Source organism: Aliterella atlantica CENA595, from assembly GCF_000952155.1.
Taxonomy (GTDB): Bacteria; Cyanobacteriota; Cyanobacteriia; order Cyanobacteriales; family Chroococcidiopsidaceae; genus Aliterella; species Aliterella atlantica.
Genome location: NZ_JYON01000018.1, coordinates 59,961 through 77,839 on the forward strand (window position 1 = coordinate 59,961; position 17,879 = coordinate 77,839).

The 17,879-nt window shown below is 42.1% G+C and carries 17 protein-coding genes; 10 read left to right on the plus strand and 7 right to left on the minus strand.

The window, feature by feature from the left end:
- Positions 1-95: 95 nt before the first annotated feature.
- A complete protein-coding gene (acnB, locus tag UH38_RS16235; protein ID WP_045055719.1) occupies positions 96-2,705 on the minus strand; it encodes a bifunctional aconitate hydratase 2/2-methylisocitrate dehydratase in 2,610 nt (869 codons plus the stop codon).
- A gap of 321 nt (positions 2,706-3,026) precedes the next feature.
- On the opposite strand from acnB, the gene UH38_RS16240 reads away from it, so the two are divergent.
- The 7 genes from UH38_RS16240 to UH38_RS16275 all read left to right on the plus strand — a co-directional run bounded on the left by UH38_RS16240 (position 3,027) and on the right by UH38_RS16275 (position 11,493).
- Positions 3,027-3,350 (plus strand): 2Fe-2S iron-sulfur cluster-binding protein, encoded by a 324-nt coding sequence (locus UH38_RS16240; protein ID WP_045055720.1) that lies wholly within the window; start codon positions 3,027-3,029, stop codon positions 3,348-3,350.
- An 8-nt stretch (positions 3,351-3,358) separates the two neighbouring features.
- Entirely contained in the window at positions 3,359-3,547 is a 189-nt protein-coding gene (locus UH38_RS16245; protein ID WP_045055721.1) for a hypothetical protein, read from the plus strand.
- Positions 3,544-4,596 carry a DUF3326 domain-containing protein gene (locus UH38_RS16250; protein WP_045055722.1) on the plus strand — a complete coding sequence of 351 codons (1,053 nt, stop codon included), beginning with the start codon at positions 3,544-3,546 and terminating at the stop codon, positions 4,594-4,596. Before UH38_RS16245 ends, UH38_RS16250 begins: the two co-directional genes overlap by 4 nt.
- A 90-nt stretch (positions 4,597-4,686) precedes the next feature.
- On the plus strand, positions 4,687-6,015 hold the full coding sequence (locus UH38_RS16255) for a hemolysin family protein (protein ID WP_045055723.1): 1,329 nt from the start codon (positions 4,687-4,689) through the stop codon (positions 6,013-6,015).
- A 269-nt stretch (positions 6,016-6,284) separates the two neighbouring features.
- Positions 6,285-6,731: a tetratricopeptide repeat protein gene (locus UH38_RS16260; protein WP_052672421.1), complete on the plus strand. Its 447-nt coding sequence runs from the start codon at positions 6,285-6,287 to the stop codon at positions 6,729-6,731.
- Positions 6,732-6,951: 220 nt separating this feature from the next.
- Positions 6,952-10,518, plus strand: coding sequence for a PAS domain S-box protein (locus UH38_RS27270; RefSeq protein WP_052672422.1), 3,567 nt, complete (start codon positions 6,952-6,954; stop codon positions 10,516-10,518).
- A gap of 249 nt (positions 10,519-10,767) precedes the next feature.
- Positions 10,768-11,493, plus strand: coding sequence for a response regulator (locus UH38_RS16275; RefSeq protein ID WP_045055724.1), 726 nt, complete (start codon positions 10,768-10,770; stop codon positions 11,491-11,493).
- A 105-nt stretch (positions 11,494-11,598) separates the two neighbouring features.
- Here the strand turns inward: UH38_RS16275 and hisG are convergent, their stop codons facing one another.
- Positions 11,599-12,243: an ATP phosphoribosyltransferase gene (gene hisG, locus UH38_RS16280; protein ID WP_045055725.1), complete on the minus strand. Its 645-nt coding sequence runs from the start codon at positions 12,241-12,243 to the stop codon at positions 11,599-11,601.
- A gap of 47 nt (positions 12,244-12,290) precedes the next feature.
- On the opposite strand from hisG, the gene UH38_RS16285 reads away from it, so the two are divergent.
- Complete coding sequence (locus UH38_RS16285) at positions 12,291-12,980, plus strand: response regulator transcription factor (protein WP_045055726.1); 690 nt, start codon at positions 12,291-12,293, stop codon at positions 12,978-12,980.
- Positions 12,981-13,025: 45 nt separating this feature from the next.
- Here the strand turns inward: UH38_RS16285 and UH38_RS16290 are convergent, their stop codons facing one another.
- Positions 13,026-13,838, minus strand: a complete 813-nt coding sequence (locus tag UH38_RS16290; protein WP_045055727.1) for a potassium channel family protein — start codon at positions 13,836-13,838, stop codon at positions 13,026-13,028.
- A 252-nt stretch (positions 13,839-14,090) separates the two neighbouring features.
- On the opposite strand from UH38_RS16290, the gene UH38_RS16295 reads away from it, so the two are divergent.
- Entirely contained in the window at positions 14,091-14,753 is a 663-nt protein-coding gene (locus UH38_RS16295) for a type II restriction-modification system restriction endonuclease (RefSeq protein WP_045055761.1), read from the plus strand.
- The gene (locus tag UH38_RS16300; RefSeq protein WP_045055728.1) at positions 14,750-16,204 is read left to right on the plus strand and encodes a class I SAM-dependent methyltransferase; all 1,455 of its coding nucleotides are present in this window, start codon (positions 14,750-14,752) and stop codon (positions 16,202-16,204) included. Before UH38_RS16295 ends, UH38_RS16300 begins: the two co-directional genes overlap by 4 nt.
- Before the next feature lie 11 nt (positions 16,205-16,215).
- Here UH38_RS16300 and UH38_RS16305 read toward each other — a convergent pair whose 3' ends face one another.
- The 4 genes from UH38_RS16305 to UH38_RS16320 all read right to left on the minus strand — a co-directional run bounded on the left by UH38_RS16305 (position 16,216) and on the right by UH38_RS16320 (position 17,822).
- Positions 16,216-16,863 carry a DUF4303 domain-containing protein gene (locus UH38_RS16305; protein WP_160295979.1) on the minus strand — a complete coding sequence of 216 codons (648 nt, stop codon included), beginning with the start codon at positions 16,861-16,863 and terminating at the stop codon, positions 16,216-16,218.
- A gap of 118 nt (positions 16,864-16,981) precedes the next feature.
- Positions 16,982-17,317, minus strand: a complete 336-nt coding sequence (locus tag UH38_RS16310) for a XisI protein (RefSeq protein WP_045055730.1) — start codon at positions 17,315-17,317, stop codon at positions 16,982-16,984.
- A 44-nt stretch (positions 17,318-17,361) separates the two neighbouring features.
- On the minus strand, positions 17,362-17,637 hold the full coding sequence (locus UH38_RS16315) for a type II toxin-antitoxin system RelE/ParE family toxin (RefSeq protein ID WP_045055731.1): 276 nt from the start codon (positions 17,635-17,637) through the stop codon (positions 17,362-17,364).
- The gene (locus tag UH38_RS16320; protein WP_045055762.1) at positions 17,634-17,822 is read right to left on the minus strand and encodes a hypothetical protein; all 189 of its coding nucleotides are present in this window, start codon (positions 17,820-17,822) and stop codon (positions 17,634-17,636) included. The genes UH38_RS16315 and UH38_RS16320 overlap by 4 nt, the downstream gene beginning before the upstream one ends.
- Positions 17,823-17,879 lie beyond the last annotated feature (57 nt).

Here is a 17,879-nt window from a genome sequence, read left to right on the forward strand (position 1 = left end):
TCCTGATTACTACTGTATAAAAGTCCATGAATATTACTTATTTTTGTAGAAAGTAGTAGAGCAATTTACTAAAATACTCTACTACCTATTATCAACTAGCTCAACGTACCTGCGGGAATCCCCAAAATGTCCTCAATCCGAGGCATTTCTTCTAGCGGAATTACTCGCCCTTCGTCTTCAAAATTAGCAATTTGATCGAAGTTGAGATAGCGGTACAAATTGCCAGCAAAAGGATTAATCTTGTTCGCCACAATCTCCATATACTCCTGTACTGTGGGAATCCGCCCTAACATTGCACAAACAGCCGCTAATTCCGCCGAACCTAGATAAACTTGCGCTCCTTTGCCCATGCGATTATTGAAGTTGCGCGTTGAGGTGGAAAATACTGTCGTACCATCTTCTACCCGCGCCTGATTGCCCATACACAAGCTGCATCCAGGCATTTCTGTCCTCGCACCCGCCGCGCCAAAAGTGCTGTAAACTCCTTCTTCCTTTAACTGATGTTCGTCCATCCGCGTTGGGGGACAAATCCACAGCCGAGTTTTGACGGGTGGTTCGCCTTCTAATACTTTAGCTGTAGCGCGGTAATGACCGATATTTGTCATGCAAGAACCAATAAATACTTCTTGCACCGCATCGCCTGCTACTTCTGATAGTAGTTTGACATTATCTGGATCGTTGGGTGCAGCAACAATAGGTTCAGTAATTTCGTTCAAGTCAATCTCAATAATCTCTGCATACTCAGCGTCAGCATCAGCTTCCATTAGTACCGGATTTGCTAACCATTGTTCCATCTTGGCGACGCGCCGCATAATAGTACGGGCATCTTGATAGCCCCGCGCTACCATGTTTTTCATTAACGCAATATTAGAACGCAGATACTCCGATACTGTCTCTACACCCAACTTAATCGTACATCCAGAACACGATCGCTCGGCTGTAGCATCAGTTAGTTCAAAGGCTTGTTCTACCTTCAAATCGGGCAATCCTTCTATCTCCATAATCCGCCCAGAGAAGATATTTTTCTTGTTCTCTTTAGCGACGGTTAATAAGCCTTTTTGGATTGCTACATAGGGAATTGCATTGACAATATCCCGCAGCGTTACTCCAGGCTGCAACTTACCTTTAAACCGGACTAAAACCGATTCTGGCATATCTAAAGGCATCAACCCCAACGCCCCAGCAAAGGCTACTAAACCCGAACCTGCAGGGAAAGAAATCCCCAAGGGGAAACGAGTATGCGAGTCGCCGCCAGTACCTACGGTATCGGGTAATAACATCCGATTTAGCCAAGAGTGAATAATCCCATCACCAGGGCGCAAAGCCACGCCGCCACGTTGGGCAATAAAGTCAGGTAATTCGTGGTGCGTCTTGATATCTACAGGCTTGGGATAAGCTGCGGTATGACAAAAACTTTGCATAACTAAGTCTGCACTAAAACCCAAACAAGCAAGTTCTTTGAGTTCGTCGCGGGTCATAGGTCCTGTGGTATCTTGAGAACCTACAGTCGTCATAATTGGTTCGCACGATGTACCAGGGCGCACTCCTGTTAAGCCGCAAGCTTTACCTACCATTTTCTGGGCTAGCGTGTAGCCTTTGCCTGTATCTATAGGTGGGCGAGGGCGAATGAATATAGGGCTTGGTTCGATGCCTAATGCTGTCCTAATTTTGTCTGTTAGGCTACGCCCAATTAATAGCGGAATGCGTCCGCCTGCACGCACTTCATCAGCAATTGTATCTGGTTGGAGGTTGAAAGTGGAAATTACTTCGCCTGCTTCGTTAGTTACTTCGCCTTTGTAGGGATGAATAGTAATAATCATCCCAGTTTCCATTTTGCTAACGTCGCACTGGATAGGTAAAGCGCCTGAATCTTCTGCCGTATTGAAGAAAATAGGAGCGATCGCACTTCCCAATATATACCCACCCGATCGCTTATTCGGCACGTAGGGGATATCTTGCCCGATATGCCACAATACTGAATTTATTGCCGATTTGCGCGACGAACCCGTACCAACTACATCGCCTACATACGCTACTGGATGCCCTTTTTGCTTCAATTGCTCTATAGTTTCTAACGCCCCTGGCATTTTCGATTCCAGCATTACCAAGGCGTGCATCGGAATATCTGGGCGGGTGGTAGCGTGAGGTGCTGGAGAAAGATCGTCTGTATTCGTCTCTCCTGGTACTTTAAATACAGTTACAGTAATTGCTTGCGGTAATGGGGGGCGATTAGTAAACCACTTAGCTTCTGCCCAAGCATCTACTACTTGTTTGGCATAAGAATTATTTTCTGCTAATTCAACGACATCGTGAAAGGCATCATATACCAATACCGTATGACTAAGCGCATCAACCGCAGCTTGGGCTATTTCATCGTTAGCAGATGATAGAAATTCTACTAAACTGCGGACGTTATAACCGCCAATCATTGTCCCCAACAACTCTACAGCGTAGGTAGGGGAAATTAACGGGTTAGTAATTTCACCTTTAGCAATGCCTGTGAGAAATCCAGCTTTGACATAAGCTGCTGGATCTACACCAGGCGAAACGCGATCGCGCAATAAATGTAATAATGTCTCTTCTTCCTCTAATAGTGGGGCTTTTAATAGTTCGCATAGTTTAGATGTCTGCTGGGCATCTAATGGCAGTGGGGGAATTCCTAATGCTGCCCTTTCGGCGGCGTGTTGGCGATATTCTTCAAGCATTCTTGTTTGACTCTCTTTTAAAGATTTTGTGTTCTACTGCCAGATTAGCGTTGCTGCGAGCATTATTACGGTTTGTAATGATACGCCTTTTAGGTTGCTTCAAGATTAGGTTGTTTCTAGATCGAGATAGCGATCGCGGTACAATTACTTTTTAATAGTGACCAATTACTATGTTTTGGATGGGGATCGAAAGTAGCACTGTTTACTAAAATAGTTTAGCGATCTGTTCGGTACTGTCAGACAATTAAGTCCTTTATGGAATATTTACTTGTCACTGTTTAACTGGTCACTGGTCACTGGTTACTGGTCACTGTCTACTCTATGCCGCAAACTTACACTGTTCAAATTCACCACGAAGGCAAAACTCACACTCTCCAAGTTCCTGAAGACCAAATCGTTCTCAAAGCTGCTGATGCTGCGGGTTTAGATTTACCCAGTTCTTGTAATGCTGGCGTTTGTACTACTTGCGCCGCCCAAATTTTAGAAGGTAATGTCGAACAAGGCGATGGTATGGGTATTAGTCCCGAACTGCAAAAACAAGGATACGCTTTACTTTGCGTTTCTTATCCGCGTTCGGACTTAAAGATTGAAACTAATAAAGAAGACGAAGTTTACCATTTACAATTTGGTCAGTTCCAACAATAACTAAAATAATGACTACTCACTTTATCACCGCCGAAATCGAATTAGAATCAACACCCGCTCAATTGCACAAAGCAATTGAGGAGAAATTGCAACAGCATGGCGAACCTTTGCGCTGGGCAGTTACATCTGTAGATGTAGAACAACAAAAAGCTACTGTGGAAGCTGTTGTTACTGTAGAATCAACCGCCTTAGCGTGAACCATCACCCCTACACTGCTGTCTTAATTATACCAACTGGAGTCGGCGCAGCGATTGGCGGCTATGCTGGGGATGCCTTGCCTGTTGCCCGCGCGATCGCTTCTGTTTGCGATCGCCTCATCACCCACCCCAATGTCCTCAATGGCGCTCAATTATACTGGTCTATACCTAATTCTTACTACGTGGAGGGCTATGGACTTGACAAATTTGCTTCTTCATGCTGGGGCTTGCGTCCGGTACGGCAAAATCGCATCGGCTTAATTATTGACGCTGGTATCGAACCAGATTTAAGAATCAGGCAACTGCAAGCAGCAGATGCCGCTAGGGCAACATTAGGCTTAACTCTAACTGACTACGTAATTACCGATGCGCCCTTGTCAGTAGAATTACGTAGTTCGGCATCGGGGGCGAGTTGGGGAACTATTGAAAACCCAGACAGTTTATTACGGGCAGCAGAGGTATTAATAGATAAAGCAGAAGCAGAAGCGATCGCTGTTATTGCCAGATTTCCCGACGATATAGATAGCATTGCCTTACAACAGTACCGTTACGGGCAAGGAGTAGACCCTTTAGCGGGTGCAGAAGCTGTAATTAGTCATTTAATAGTTAGAACCTTTAAAGTCCCTTGCGCCCACTCTCCGGCACTGCTACCGCTACCAATAGACCCTAATATATCTCCCCGCTCGGCAGCCGAAGAAATAGGATATACATTCTTACCTAGCGTGCTTGTTGGTTTAAGCCGCGCCCCCCATTTTGCCCTTGAAGCGCGTAATGGAGATATTTGGGCAAATGAAGTTGATGCGGCAATTGTCCCTGCAACAGCTTGTGGCAGTAGTGCTATTTTGAGTTTGAGCCATAGTACACAAATTATCGCCGTAGGAGAAAATCAAACTAGAATGCAAGTTCCCCCAGAACCATTAGGAATTAAAGCCATCCAAGTAAACTCATATTTAGAGGCTATAGGCGTGTTGGTAACTCACAAAGCAGGTATTAATCTTGCTAGTTTTCATCCACACATTTCAGCCTTACACTGCTTGCAAGCAAATTAAAAAATTTACCCTAAGTTGTACCTTTCCCGCCCTCAATCTTCGATACTAAAGCTTAAGCCCAGTTTGCCAAACATAACGGCAATTTAAAAAATGTCCTCTATCACCTTCGAGATTCTACTCATTCTCCTTTTGATCTTCGCCAACGGCGTATTTGCTATGTCTGAAATGGCAATTGTCTCTTCACGCAAAGTCCGCCTGCAAAACATGGCAAATCAAGGAGACAAAAAAGCACGAGTAGCCTTGGAATTGGCAGATGCACCCAATCGCTTTTTATCTACCGTCCAAGTTGGCATTACCCTGATTGGTATTTTAGCTGGTGCTTTTGGCGGAGCAACTATTTCTGCAAGATTGGCAAACAATTTAGATCGAGTCTCCTGGCTAGCACCTTACAGTCAAGCACTATCCTTTGGAGTTGTCGTCGCCACCATCACCTACTTATCGTTAATTGTCGGTGAATTAGTCCCCAAACGCCTCGCTTTAAATAGCCCCGAAACCATTGCTGCTAACGTAGCAAAGCCCATGCGAACGATCGCCGCGATCGCTTCTCCAGTAGTACACTTATTAAGCGCCTCTACAGACTTAGTATTGCGAATTTTAGGTATCAGTGCTTCTACTGAACCGCAAGTAACTGAAGAAGAAATCAAGGTCTTGATCGAACAAGGTACGGAAGCTGGAATGTTCGAGGAAGCCGAACAAGACATGGTAGAGAGGGTTTTTCGTTTAGGCGATCGCCCAGTTAGTGCTTTAATGACACCACGCCCAGATATTGTCTGGCTAGATTTGGAAGACTCGGCAGAAGAAAATCGCAAAAAAATGATCGATAGCGCTAATTCGCGCTTTCCTGTCTGTCAAGCTGGATTAGATAACGTGTTGGGAATTATGCCCGTTACTGACTTACTCGCCCGTAGTTTATCTGGCGAAGCTTTGGACTTAACAGTTTCTTTACGTCAGCCTGTATTTGTACCAGAAAGCACGCGCGGTTTGAAGGTGTTGGAATTATTCAAACAAACCGGAACTCACATGGCGCTAGTAGTCGATGAATACGGCGTAATTCAAGGTTTGGTGACATTAAACGATATTTTAGTAGAAATTGTTGGCGATGTGCCTTCTGCTGATGAATTAGAAGATCCGCAAGCAGTGCAAAGAGATGATGGTTCTTGGCTGCTAGATGGAATGTTAGCTGTAGATGAATTTTTTGAACTATTTGGAGTTCACGAACCCCAAGGCGAACATCGCGGTAGCTATCAAACTTTGGGTGGTTTTGTGATTACCCATTTGGGACGCATACCCAACGCCGCCGATAGCTTTGAATGGGATGGAATGCGCTTTGAAGTGATGGATATGGATGGCAATCGCGTTGACAAAGTCTTAGTAGTACCAGCGCAACAAATTACTGACGAGCGATCGCCACAAGACTAAAGATATATAAAGATAACTTTATATTTTTTTCAGTAAAGTTACTGTTTTGCTGCAATTGTTTACGCTGTTATAAATTGTATATAAGCAATCGAGTCCTACTTGAGCGAAATCAGAACGGTAAACATCAAGTTCTTATCTCACTTTAAGCGTGCAACTCCAGTAAAAGCTTACTCAGTTTAAATCAGTTATCTAGCTAGTAATTGGCGCTCGTCAATTGCAGCCAACTTTACACTTGTCCATTTTTGAAAGTTAATTACAGTTACCTAGCCATGATCGATACAGCAGTTTCTAACATCACCACCACTGAATCTGAGAATGTTTGGTTTGCAAAAGGTAATGAATTAGCTAATATCGGTAACTACACCGAAGCGCTAGAGCAACTTAACCAAGCTGTAGCTTTTCAACCAGATAATAATGCTGCTTGGGTAATGCGCTCAGTTGTGTTAATTCACCTCCAACGTTATGCTGAAGCTCTATCGTGCTGCGATCGCGCTCTAGAAATTGACAATAGCGATCGTCAAGCATGGCTGTTCCGAGGTGCTGCGTTAAATCACTTAGGTCGTTACAAAGATTGTTACGCTAGCTATGACAGAGTGTTAGGAGTAGAGCGCCGTACAATTGGGCAAAGAATCGGTCAATTTGTCACTAGCTTTTTTAAAGCCGATAATTCTGCTTGCCAGACCAATAATGCTGTGTCGGTTTCTTCCCAGGCTTAGAGTTGAAATACTCCGTAGATGCACTGATGCTTTACATTTTTTAATATTTTTTGATTCAAACCAAATTTAAATTTTCCCATAATAATTATCCCTCTCCTTTTCAGGGGAGGGATTTTACCTATTTAGAAAAAAATCTGCTCAATAAATGTTCTTAAGTTGTATCTTTTCGTTTCAAATTGGGAACACTATGAGCAACCTCTTGAAAAATACCTAAAGTGCAGTGTCAGAGAGCCAAAGCAAACAACTTGACCATCTACTGGTAATTGAAGACAAGCAAGGCAAACGTATCATTACCCTAGAAGCGGCTACTTGTTCAATTGGGCGCGATTCTAGCAACTCAATTGTACTTTACTCTCACTTAGTTTCCAGACAGCACGCGATCTTACTGCGGGTGACTATGCCAGGATGCGATCGGCACTTATTTCGGATTGTTGATGGCAACTTACAAGGTAAACGCAGTACCAATGGTTTAATTATCAACGGAGAACGCTGCTTTGCCCACGATCTCAAACATGGCGATGAAATTGCTTTTAGCAGCGATGTGCAAGCAAAGTATTATGTCGCTAGCGATCTTGATGCGCCAACAGAATCGCCCAATGCTCAAACCATAATTGGAGTAGATCGAGAAGATGCTAGCGAAGCTATGCTAGTAAGATTAGCTTCTTTTCCCGAACTAAACTCCAATCCAATTATTGAAATCGATTTAGCTGGCAATATTACTTATTTAAATCCTGCTGCCCTAGCACAATTTCCAGATATTCGCGAAAACCCTTGCCCATTACTGGTAGGAGTATTAGAGAGCGTTAAGCGGGAGGGAGCAAGATTTTCTATCCGCGAGGTAGAAATAGATACTACAGTCTACGAACAATCTATTCATTACATCGCCGAGAGCGATTTAATTAGAAGTTACTTTGTCGATATTACCCAACGCAAGCAAACAGAAATAGCATTACGCGAAAGTGAAGCTAGAAATCGAGCTTTACTTAGTGCTGTCCCAGATTTAATGCTACGCATCAACTCTGACGGCACTTATCTCGACTACATACCTGCCAAAATAGACAATCAGCAACCTACAGACAGCCATTTATTAGGCAAAAACGAGTACGAAGTATTGCCAAAAGAAGTAGCAAGCCAGCGGATGCATTACGTAGAAAAAGCGCTAGCAACAGGCGAGGCGCAAATTTTTGAATATCAACTACCAGTAGACGGTAGCCTTCGCAGCCAAGAAGCGCGGATTGTCGCTAGTGGTGAAGATGAGGTATTAGCTATTGTCCGCGATATTAGCGATCGCAAGCTGGTAGAAGCAGAAATAAAACAAGCCCGCGACGAATTAGAACAAAAAGTTCGAGAACGCACAGCAGAACTAATTAAGGCTAATGAATTATTGCGGAACGAGATCGCTACGCGTCAAAGAGTAGAAGAGGAAGTTCGTTTTCTGCAAACTATGACTCAAGCAATTACTGAATCTGCCAATTTTCACTCAGCATTAGAAGTGACTTTGCAACAGGTATGCGACTTTACAGGTTGGAAATTTGGCGAAGCGTGGATTCCCAATAGCGATCGCACAATGCTGGAGTGTAGCCCTGCATGGTATGGTGCTAGCCCAAATTTAGAGAAATTTAGGCAATTGAGCCATAGCTATACCTTTGCCCCTGGCGCGGGCTTACCAGGGCGCGTATGGTTGTCCAAAAATCCTGAGTGGATTCAAGATGTTTCTTGCGAACCGGAAACATTTTTCCTGAGAAAAGGTTTGGCGATTGACGTAGGCTTTAAAGGCGGGCTAGGTATTCCGATTATTGATGGCGATCGCGTTTTAGCCGTTCTCGTATTTTTCATGTTTGAAGCATCAAGCGAAAATAAACGCCTGGTAGAAATTGTTGTGACTGCAGCGACTCAATTAGGCTCCTTAATCCAGCGCAAGCGGGCGGAAGAAGCGCTTAAAGATAGCGAGGAGCGTTTTCGCCTCTTAGTAGAAGGTGGGAAGGACTTTGCTACATTTATGCTCGACCCTAATGGGTATATTGTAAGTTGGAATAGTGGCGCAGAGAGAATTAAGGGCTATGAAACTTCAGAAATTATCGGCAAGCATTTTTCTTGTTTCTACATCAAAGAAGACAACTATATAAATGTTCCCGCGCAAATATTGCAGGTAGCTAAAGTAGACGGACAAATTGAAACTGAAGGTTGGCGCATCGGCAAAGATGGGGCGCGGATTTGGGTCAATGAGATAGTTACAGCATTGCGCGATCGCAATGGCAAACTACGCGGTTTTTCTTTAGTAGTGCGCGATATCACTGAACGCAGGCAATCTCAAGAAGCTTTGCGCGAGAGCGAACAGCGTTTGCAGGCAATTTTGGATAACTCTACAGCCTTGATTTATGTCAAAGACCTCCAAGGCAGATATCTGATGATCAATGCTTGGGCGGGAATTTTATTGAATATCGATCGCGAATATATCAAAGGTAAAACTGACTACGAGTTATTTCCCAAGGAAATAGCAGATAGCTATCGCACTAACGATCTTAAGGTGCTAGAAGCTAGAAGCCCTTTAGATTGGGAAGAGACTGTTTTGCAAAGTGATGGATCTCATACTTATGTTGCAATCAAGTTTCCCCTGTTTGATGCTGCAGGAGAGCCTTATGCTGTCTGCGGCATTTCTACAGATATTAGCGATCGCAAACGCGCTGAAGATGCATTGCGATCGAGTGTAGCTACTAATAGAGCGCTGCTCAATGCTATTCCTGACTGTATGTTCCGTATTAATCATGAAGGCGTTTTTGTCAACTCCAAAGCAGCCAAAGATAATTATCTACCCCTTCCTACTGCTGAATTTTTAGGCAAAAATTTGTCTGATGTATTTCCGCAAGATGTTGCTATGCCTCTAATGGACTGCGTGCAACTAGCTCTAGCTACTGGCAACGTGCAAATTTTTGAGTATCAATTGCTATTAAACGGCAATTTACTCGACTTTGAAGCGCGGATTGCTGTTAGTGCTGAAAATGAAGTCATGGCAATTATCCGCGATATTACAGAACGCAAGCGAGTAGAAACAGACATCCGCACTGCTTTGGAAAAGGAGAAAGAATTGAGCGAACTTAAATCGCGGTTTGTAACTATGGCATCTCACGAGTTTCGCACTCCTTTAGCCACAATTTTATCTTCAACTGAATTACTCGAATACTATAGCCATAAATGGAGTGAAGAAAAAAAAGCGACTCACCTGCAACGCATTCAATCTAGCGTCAAACACATGACTCACTTGTTGGATGATGTGCTGCTAATTGGCAAAGCTGAAGCTGGAAAATTAGATTTCAAACCAATGCTCTTAAATGTAGAAGAGTTTTGTCGGGATTTAGTAGAGGAAGTCCAACTTACTACTAGCTCTCATACGATTAATTTTCAGCTTTCTGCACAATGTACTAATGTTTGCATGGATGAAAAGTTGTTGCGTCATATTCTCAGCAATTTACTTACAAATGCGATCAAATATTCGCCTCAAGGTGGTGATATCTGCTTTGATTTTGATTGCAATTATACTAATGCAATCTTTCGCATTCAAGATGATGGAATTGGTATTCCTACAACAGATTTAGATAATTTATTCAATTCTTTCCATAGGGCAAGTAATGTAGGTACTATCTCCGGTACTGGCTTAGGTTTAGCAATTGTTAAAAAATCTGTAGATTTACACGGCGGCACAATTGCAGTTCAAAGCGAACTGGGTTTTGGTACTGCTTTCACTGTATCTATTCCAATTAGTAGCAGTACAAATTCAGCAATAAACTAATAATTTTATATTTTGCTTTGTGTACGTAATATCTATGCTCTAAGCTATAAATATGCTGTTAAATTCAGAGCGAAAGTTACCCGGTACTATGCAATTTTTGCAATACTATGTTATGAATTAACAAGACAATTATAAATAGCAGACAAAGATTACTAAGAAACATTTACTTAATAAGAACTGCGAATTATATTGAATGCAATAAAAAACGATCGCAGGCAAAATTTTTCTGAATAAATTAAGGATGAAAACATGAAAAAGATTCTTGTAATTGAAGACGAACCACCCGTAAGAGCCAACATATTAGAACTACTTGAAGCTGAAGAGTTCGAGGCTGTGGGCGCAGAAAATGGCTTTATCGGTGCAATATGGGCGCAGGAGCATCTACCAGACTTAATTATCTGCGATGTGATGATGCCAGAAGTTGATGGCTATGAAGTGCTAAGTGCCTTACGCCAAGTACCAACAACTGCAACTATACCCTTTATTTTCCTGACAGCAATGGCTGATAAAGCAGATATCCGTCAGGGAATGGATTTAGGAGCAGATGATTATCTTACCAAACCATTTACCAGGGCAGAATTATTAGGAGCAATTTATTCTCGGTTTTCCAAACAAGCAGTTATTTTACAGCAATTTAAAACAGAACGCGATCGCGTAGAGACATTGCAGCAAAAAGTGCAAGAACTACAACAATCTGTAAATAGTCAAGGAGAAGTTTTACAGCAGTTGCAGCAAGAAGTACGCGACGCGATGCCCAAACTAAACATGGCAATTGGCTTGCTTAAAGGTATAGGACCAGGAATGCAGCGCGAGCGCTGTGTAGAAATTTTACAACAATCTTGTCAAGTAGAAATAGCCTTGCTCAACCAAATGCCTTACTTACGAAGTTTCTTGGAGCCAGAAAATTTGCTGTTGTTGCAACAACTAAATGTAATTAAAGATAATAGTCCATCACCTGCGGGTGCGGATAACTAACTGATAGGTGTTGTAGATACCTGACTAGATAATTCGTAATTCGTAATTTATGGTTTTATTGGTCAGGTTTCTGCTGAGGATAAATGCGATCGCCTGCTAGTACATTTAGACTTTAGTTAGGATTGCTGCTCTAGCTTGTTCGACTAGCTGGTGCAAATTACCTGTATTGAGACGATAACTCAAAGGATGGGCAATTAACCGCGCCGTACTGGTAAACAGCGTCTCGATTTCAATTAAGCCATTTTCTTGCAAAGTCCGCCCTGTAGAAACCAAATCGACAATTGCTTCAGACATCCCAGTAATTGGTCCTAACTCTACCGAACCGTACAGAGGCACAATTTCCACAGGCAAATCTAAGCTATCAAAATAATCTTTAGCGCAGTTGACAAACTTAGATGCAACTCTACCATGTGGTGGCAATTCCAAAGCCGAGCGATAGGGACTAGACTGCTTGACTGCAACTGATAGACGACAAAGCCCAAACCCTAAATCGATTAGATGAGCAACTTGAGGCTGTTTTTCGCGCAGTACATCGTAACCAACAATGCCTAATTGTGCTTGACCGTATTCTACATATACTGGAACATCGTGCGCCCGAACGAGTAAAGCTTTGGCTGTTCCGGTGGGATCTTGAATTTGCAATTGTCTGTTAGATGAATCTAAAAAAGCACTAAAATCAAGTCCTACAGATTGCAATAAGCGGATGCTATCTTTTAGGAGTGCGCCTTTGGGCAATGCAACAGTCAGCATAATTTGAGCAATAGTATATTCAAGCGTCGGGCATAATCATAGCGGAAATGCGGATACTTCTAGTTGATGATGAAGTTGAATTAACCGAACCGCTTAGTCGAGTGCTAAAGCGTGAAGGTTACAGTGTAGATGTAGCTTATGCTGGAGCTTCGGGAAGCGAACTTGCAGCAAATAGTGGGTATGACTTATTGATCCTAGATTGGATGCTACCAGATAAAACTGGATTAGAGATTTGTCAGGAAGTGCGCCAGAGCGGACAAACAACGCCTGTATTATTTCTTACTGCCAAAGATACAATAGACGATCGCGTGCAAGGATTGGATGCTGGTGCGGACGACTATTTAGTTAAGCCTTTTGAACTGAGAGAGTTATTAGCAAGAGTCCGCGCACTTTTGCGTCGTGCGGCATCTGACAGCGCCACTACTGGTTCTCAAAGGCTCAAGGTCGCAGATTTTGAGTTAGATTGTGAAAACCAGCTAGGATATCGCCTAGGACGCACAATTGAGCTATCCGAAAAAGAAACGCAACTGCTTGCCTATTTGATAGAAAATAACGGTCAATTGCTAACTCACGTACAGATTTACCAACACTTATGGTCTGACGGTGGCGAACAACCTAGTAGTAATGTGTTAGCCGCTTTGATTCGCTTACTACGGCGCAAAATTGAAGCTCCTGGAGAAAGTCAGCTAATTCACACTGTGTATGGTAAAGGCTACCGTTTTGGCACTCCTGAATAATTCGTAATTCGTAATTAGGATTTGCCGCCTTGCGGCTTGATACTGCTAGCGATCGCTCTGGCGAGATAAATTTTGAATATCGGCGCGTAAAGCAGCAATTTCGTCATGTAGGGCTTGAATAGATTTAGCCCCAGCAATCTCAGCATTATCATTTTCAGCGTCAGTACCGATAAAAAATGTAGCGATCGCACCTGTTAAGTAGCCAAATACAGCAAAAGCATACAGCGCCAAAATAAAACAAAGCACTCTTCCTTCGGCAGTTTGGGGCGAATAGTCTGAGCCTAATGTTGTCATTAACATCGCCGTCCACCACAACGCAGTGCCATAATCGTTTAAGCCTCTACCATTATCGATATTACTTTCAAAGGCATACATTCCCGCTGCTCCAACTAAGGTAATTACTAACGTTAGGGCTACTACATAGCCAAAGCCGCGTCTAGTTAGGCTTGCAGCAAGCGATCGCATCCCGCGATTGGTGCGGGTAATTACTCCCACAAGGCGCAAGCCACGAGTTGCTCTAGCTGTACGCAGCACGCGCAAAACGCGAGCAATTCTAAATACCCGCAATGCAGGTAAGATGAGGGAAATAACAGTTAGCCAGTTAGTTTTTAAATAAGTTATTTTGCGCGGAGCGAGGGTAAATTCGAGCGCAAAATCAAGAATAAATAGTATCCAGATAACTATCCCCACTACTTCCAAAAATGGGTTTAGCCCCCAAATCAACTCGATTAGAAATAGCACCAGCCAAATAAAGCCCAGCACCAGCATGGGCATATCTAGCCAATCTTCTAATTGCTGCAAAATTTCGCGGCGTTCGCGATCGAGTATTTGTTTTTCTGGGGTTTGGGGATTGTTCATATAGTGGTAGCAATACAGAAAGAGCAATAACCTCTTGTAGGATACTGCCCTTCTCTGTCAAAACTAATAGCTATCTTTCCTACCTAATTGCCTGCTATCTTTTCTTGTCTTGCTGCCCTTTGGCAGCATTCTGTTTTGTTTGCCGCAGATAACCTCTCTCAGTTAAGTTATTAGCTTGCTGGCGCTAGGAATAGTTATGCCAATAACTCAAGGATCGCGATATGATACTCGACACAACTTTTAGATATGCCCATGCCAATATTGACCGTAGAAACCCTATGTGCTGAAGCAGCAATTTTTTCTGCTGCCGAGTCTCGGCATCCAGAACCGCTCCTCTACGGTGTCACAGATGGTAAAGCTGTGGGAACATATATAAAGCAGAAGTTCAGGCTTTATCTAAAAGCAAAATATGAGTTTTTAGAGGGCAATTCAGCAAGTGGCATAGACTTTCCAGGTTTGCTTGTTGACGTAAAAGTAACTAGCGTTAGACAATCTCAATCGTCATGTCCCTTCAAATCGGCACGACAAAAGATTTTTGGTCTTGGGTATTCGCTAATTGTTTTTGTTTACGACAAGACAGACGATAGCACGAACCGAACAGCAACTCTAAGAGTTCTACACACCATTTATGTAACTGCTGAGAGAACAGCAGATTTTCAGATGACTCGTGGAATTCGTAATATTTTAGCCAATGAAGGCAATAAAGATGACTTGATTGCGTTTATGCTCGATCGCAATCTACCTGTTGATGAAATTGAGGCAGCAAATATTGCAGATGAAATACTTATGGCTCCTCCAGTTCAGGGATTTTTAACAATTTCTAACGCTTTGCAGTGGCGGCTGCAATATAGCAGAGTCATTGAGCGTGCTGGGCAAGAAGAAGGTATATTTGCTGTTTATAAGTCGGTGTTATGATTCAGGTTGTCCCTAAGCTAAAAGTGGAGTACGGAGACTTTCAAACTCCGCTAGAGCTAGCTGAGAAAATTTGCTATAAATTGCTAGAGCTTGGCGTAAGTCCTGACATTATTATTGAGCCAACTTGCGGCACAGGTAACTTTGTTGAGGCTTCTGCACGTTCGTTTCAATCAGCAAGTAAAATCATTGGAATTGAAGTAAATCATGATTACTTAGAACAGATAGGTAAAAATAATCAAATTTCACAAGATGGAAGAATTCAAGTTCAACAAGGAAATTTTTTTGAGTTTGATTGGTCTTCATTAATAGCCCAGTTTACTAATAAGAAAATCTTATTATTGGGAAACTTTCCTTGGGTTACTAATTCTCAGCAAGGCGCAATTGGTGGTAGAAACTTGCCACAAAAAACTAATTTTCAAAATCATAAGGGTTTAGATGCGATCGCAGGCAAGAGTAACTTTGATATTTCTGAATGGATGTTGATTAATTCTATTCAATGGTTACGCGATCGTGAAGCCTATCTAGCAATGTTATGCAAAACTTCTGTTTCCAGAAAACTCTTGAATTACATTTACTCTAAAGAGCTAAATCTTGCTTACTGTGCGACTTATAAAATAGATACAAAAAAATATTTTGCTGCAAGTGTTGATGCTTGTCTTCTTTTTTGCAAATTTGACTCGAATGTAAAAAAATATTTTTGTGATGTCTTCAGTAGTTTTGATGCTGATAACTATTACCGAATAGGGTATCGAAACAATACTCAAATTAGAGATATAACCTCTTTTGATAGACTAAAAGATTTACACAATCCAAGGATGGACGCAAAATGGCGCTCTGGGATCAAACATGATTGTTCAAATGTAATGGAATTTCGCAAAGTTGATAATATGTTTGTGAATGGGCTGGGAGAAGTTATTGATATTGAGGATACTTGTCTATTTCCTTTAGTTAAAGGTTCTGATGTTGCTCAAAATCGTACGCAAAGCATCGAGCGATATGTTTTAGTTACTCAAAGATATATTGGTGAATCAACTGAATATATACAAAGTATAGCTCCTAAAACTTGGAACTATTTGACAAATCATTCAGAATATTTAGATAAGAGAAAAAGTAAAGTTTATAAAAAAAATTCGCGTTTTTCTATATTTGGAGTTGGATCGTACACATTTGCACCTTGGAAAATTGCGATTTGCGGATTGTATAAAAAACTAGATTTTCGATTAGTTGGAGAAAATAATGGTAAATCTACTGTTTTTGATGATACTGTCTACTTTCTCAGCTTTGAAGACGAACAAGCTGCCCAGCAAACATTCAAACTATTGACTTCTCAAACAGCCCTAGATTACTATTGTTCCTTAATTTTCTGGGACGAAAAACGTCCGATAAAATCTAGCATATTAAATAGCTTAAATATGACTGCTCTAGCAGAAAGACTAGCTATAAATTTTTAATGATTAATACTCTAGCTATAGTCGCGTAAGTCCGCCTCTACCTGCTCTATACAACGGCAAACCCGCATCATACTTTCCTCTGTGGATCTCGATTGACTCTGTTCGATCTCCTGCTTCAAGCTATAGAGTATTGGAAGTTGACACCTTGCAAAACTTAGGTAGCTAGACATAGGATTTAACTCCCTAGCAGATTCCAAGTGTGCAACAGCATCCTGGTCGCCCCACATGATATTTACAAGTACAGAACCGCGATCCTGAGCATCTGCGAAAACTCCCTCCGAATCCAAGCGTTTAAGCACTTGAATAAATGTATCCCATCGGCGTTGGCGCTTAGGTGCTTCGTACCCTTGACTTTGAGCTATTGAAATGAGAATTTCATTTACGGACTCGAAAAACTCCTGCCCCTGCCAATTGTACTTCCATTCTTCTGGCGACCATCGCCAATAATCAATGGATTTATTCTCCTTTATGACTTGGGCGAGGGCTTCTTCAGTATTGAAACATGGAGCAGCGTACCCAAGCAAAGGGGACGTATAGAGGATGAAAGCGTAGATGCGTTCGCCCATGCAAACGCGCCTCGCTAGCACAACAGCTTTGCGAAAGGCAAGTTCTAAAGCTTCATCTAGCTGCACGAGCAGCGTTTGTTCGTTTTCGTCCATAGGCATTGATGCTAAATCTAAATCTGCCTATTAATAAAATTCAGGCGGTAAATAGCGCAGACGAGATACTTATGGCTACTGGTATTGTAACAACCCTGATTCAAGATAGTATTATTACTCAAGCTACACCGTATTGCGTGTACTGACGTTTGTAGGGAACTTGTAAACCCAACACAATATCTTCTCTAGTCACACCCATTTCTACTAACTCTTCTGCAATCTGAATATCTGTCATGTTCCGTTGAATCCAAATCTTCTCATCCTTGATATCCAAGTGCATCACACAGTTATAAATGCGATCGCACTCAATCCAACCAATATCTAAAATCTGATAATGGTCTCGAATAGGATCGAAAATTAATTGAACTTCAACCCCCTCTACAAAAGGCTCATAGCTTCCATATTGTATCAACAGCTTTTGAATGTACTGACGATACTTTTCTAGTTTTGCCATTTTACAATAGACTATAAGCTTTCCTGGCTCCTATTATTTAGCTGTCATAACACTTGAGAACCATGCACGATCGCTAAAATGTCAACCTCACCTTCTTCAATCCGATAAATAATCCTGTATGGTCGTTCAATTATTTCACGAATATTCTCTTCACGAAATTCTGGAACTATCCGCCCTGAGTTGGGAAACTCTGCAATTTGCTCTGAGCGTCGAGTAATTCTATCTACAACTTGATGTGCGTAAACTACCGAATTTTGGGCTATGTAACCGTAAATGGCTTGCAATTGGTTGATTGCAGTTTCCGTCCACACCACTTTCATGGCTGAAGTCCAAACCTAGCGCGAACCTGACTTACATCAAGTTTCCGTCCAGCCTCACTATCTTTTAATCCTGCTTCAATAGCTTGTCTAACATAAATTTTATACATTAAATCGTCCCAGGTGGCATTTTCATCAAGCTCCTCAACGAGTCGCTGCGCCTCTTGTTTAATTGATGCTGCGTTCATTTTTAGCCTCCTATGTAGGAAAAGTGCGATCGCCTGCAATATTTGTTTCGGCATGAA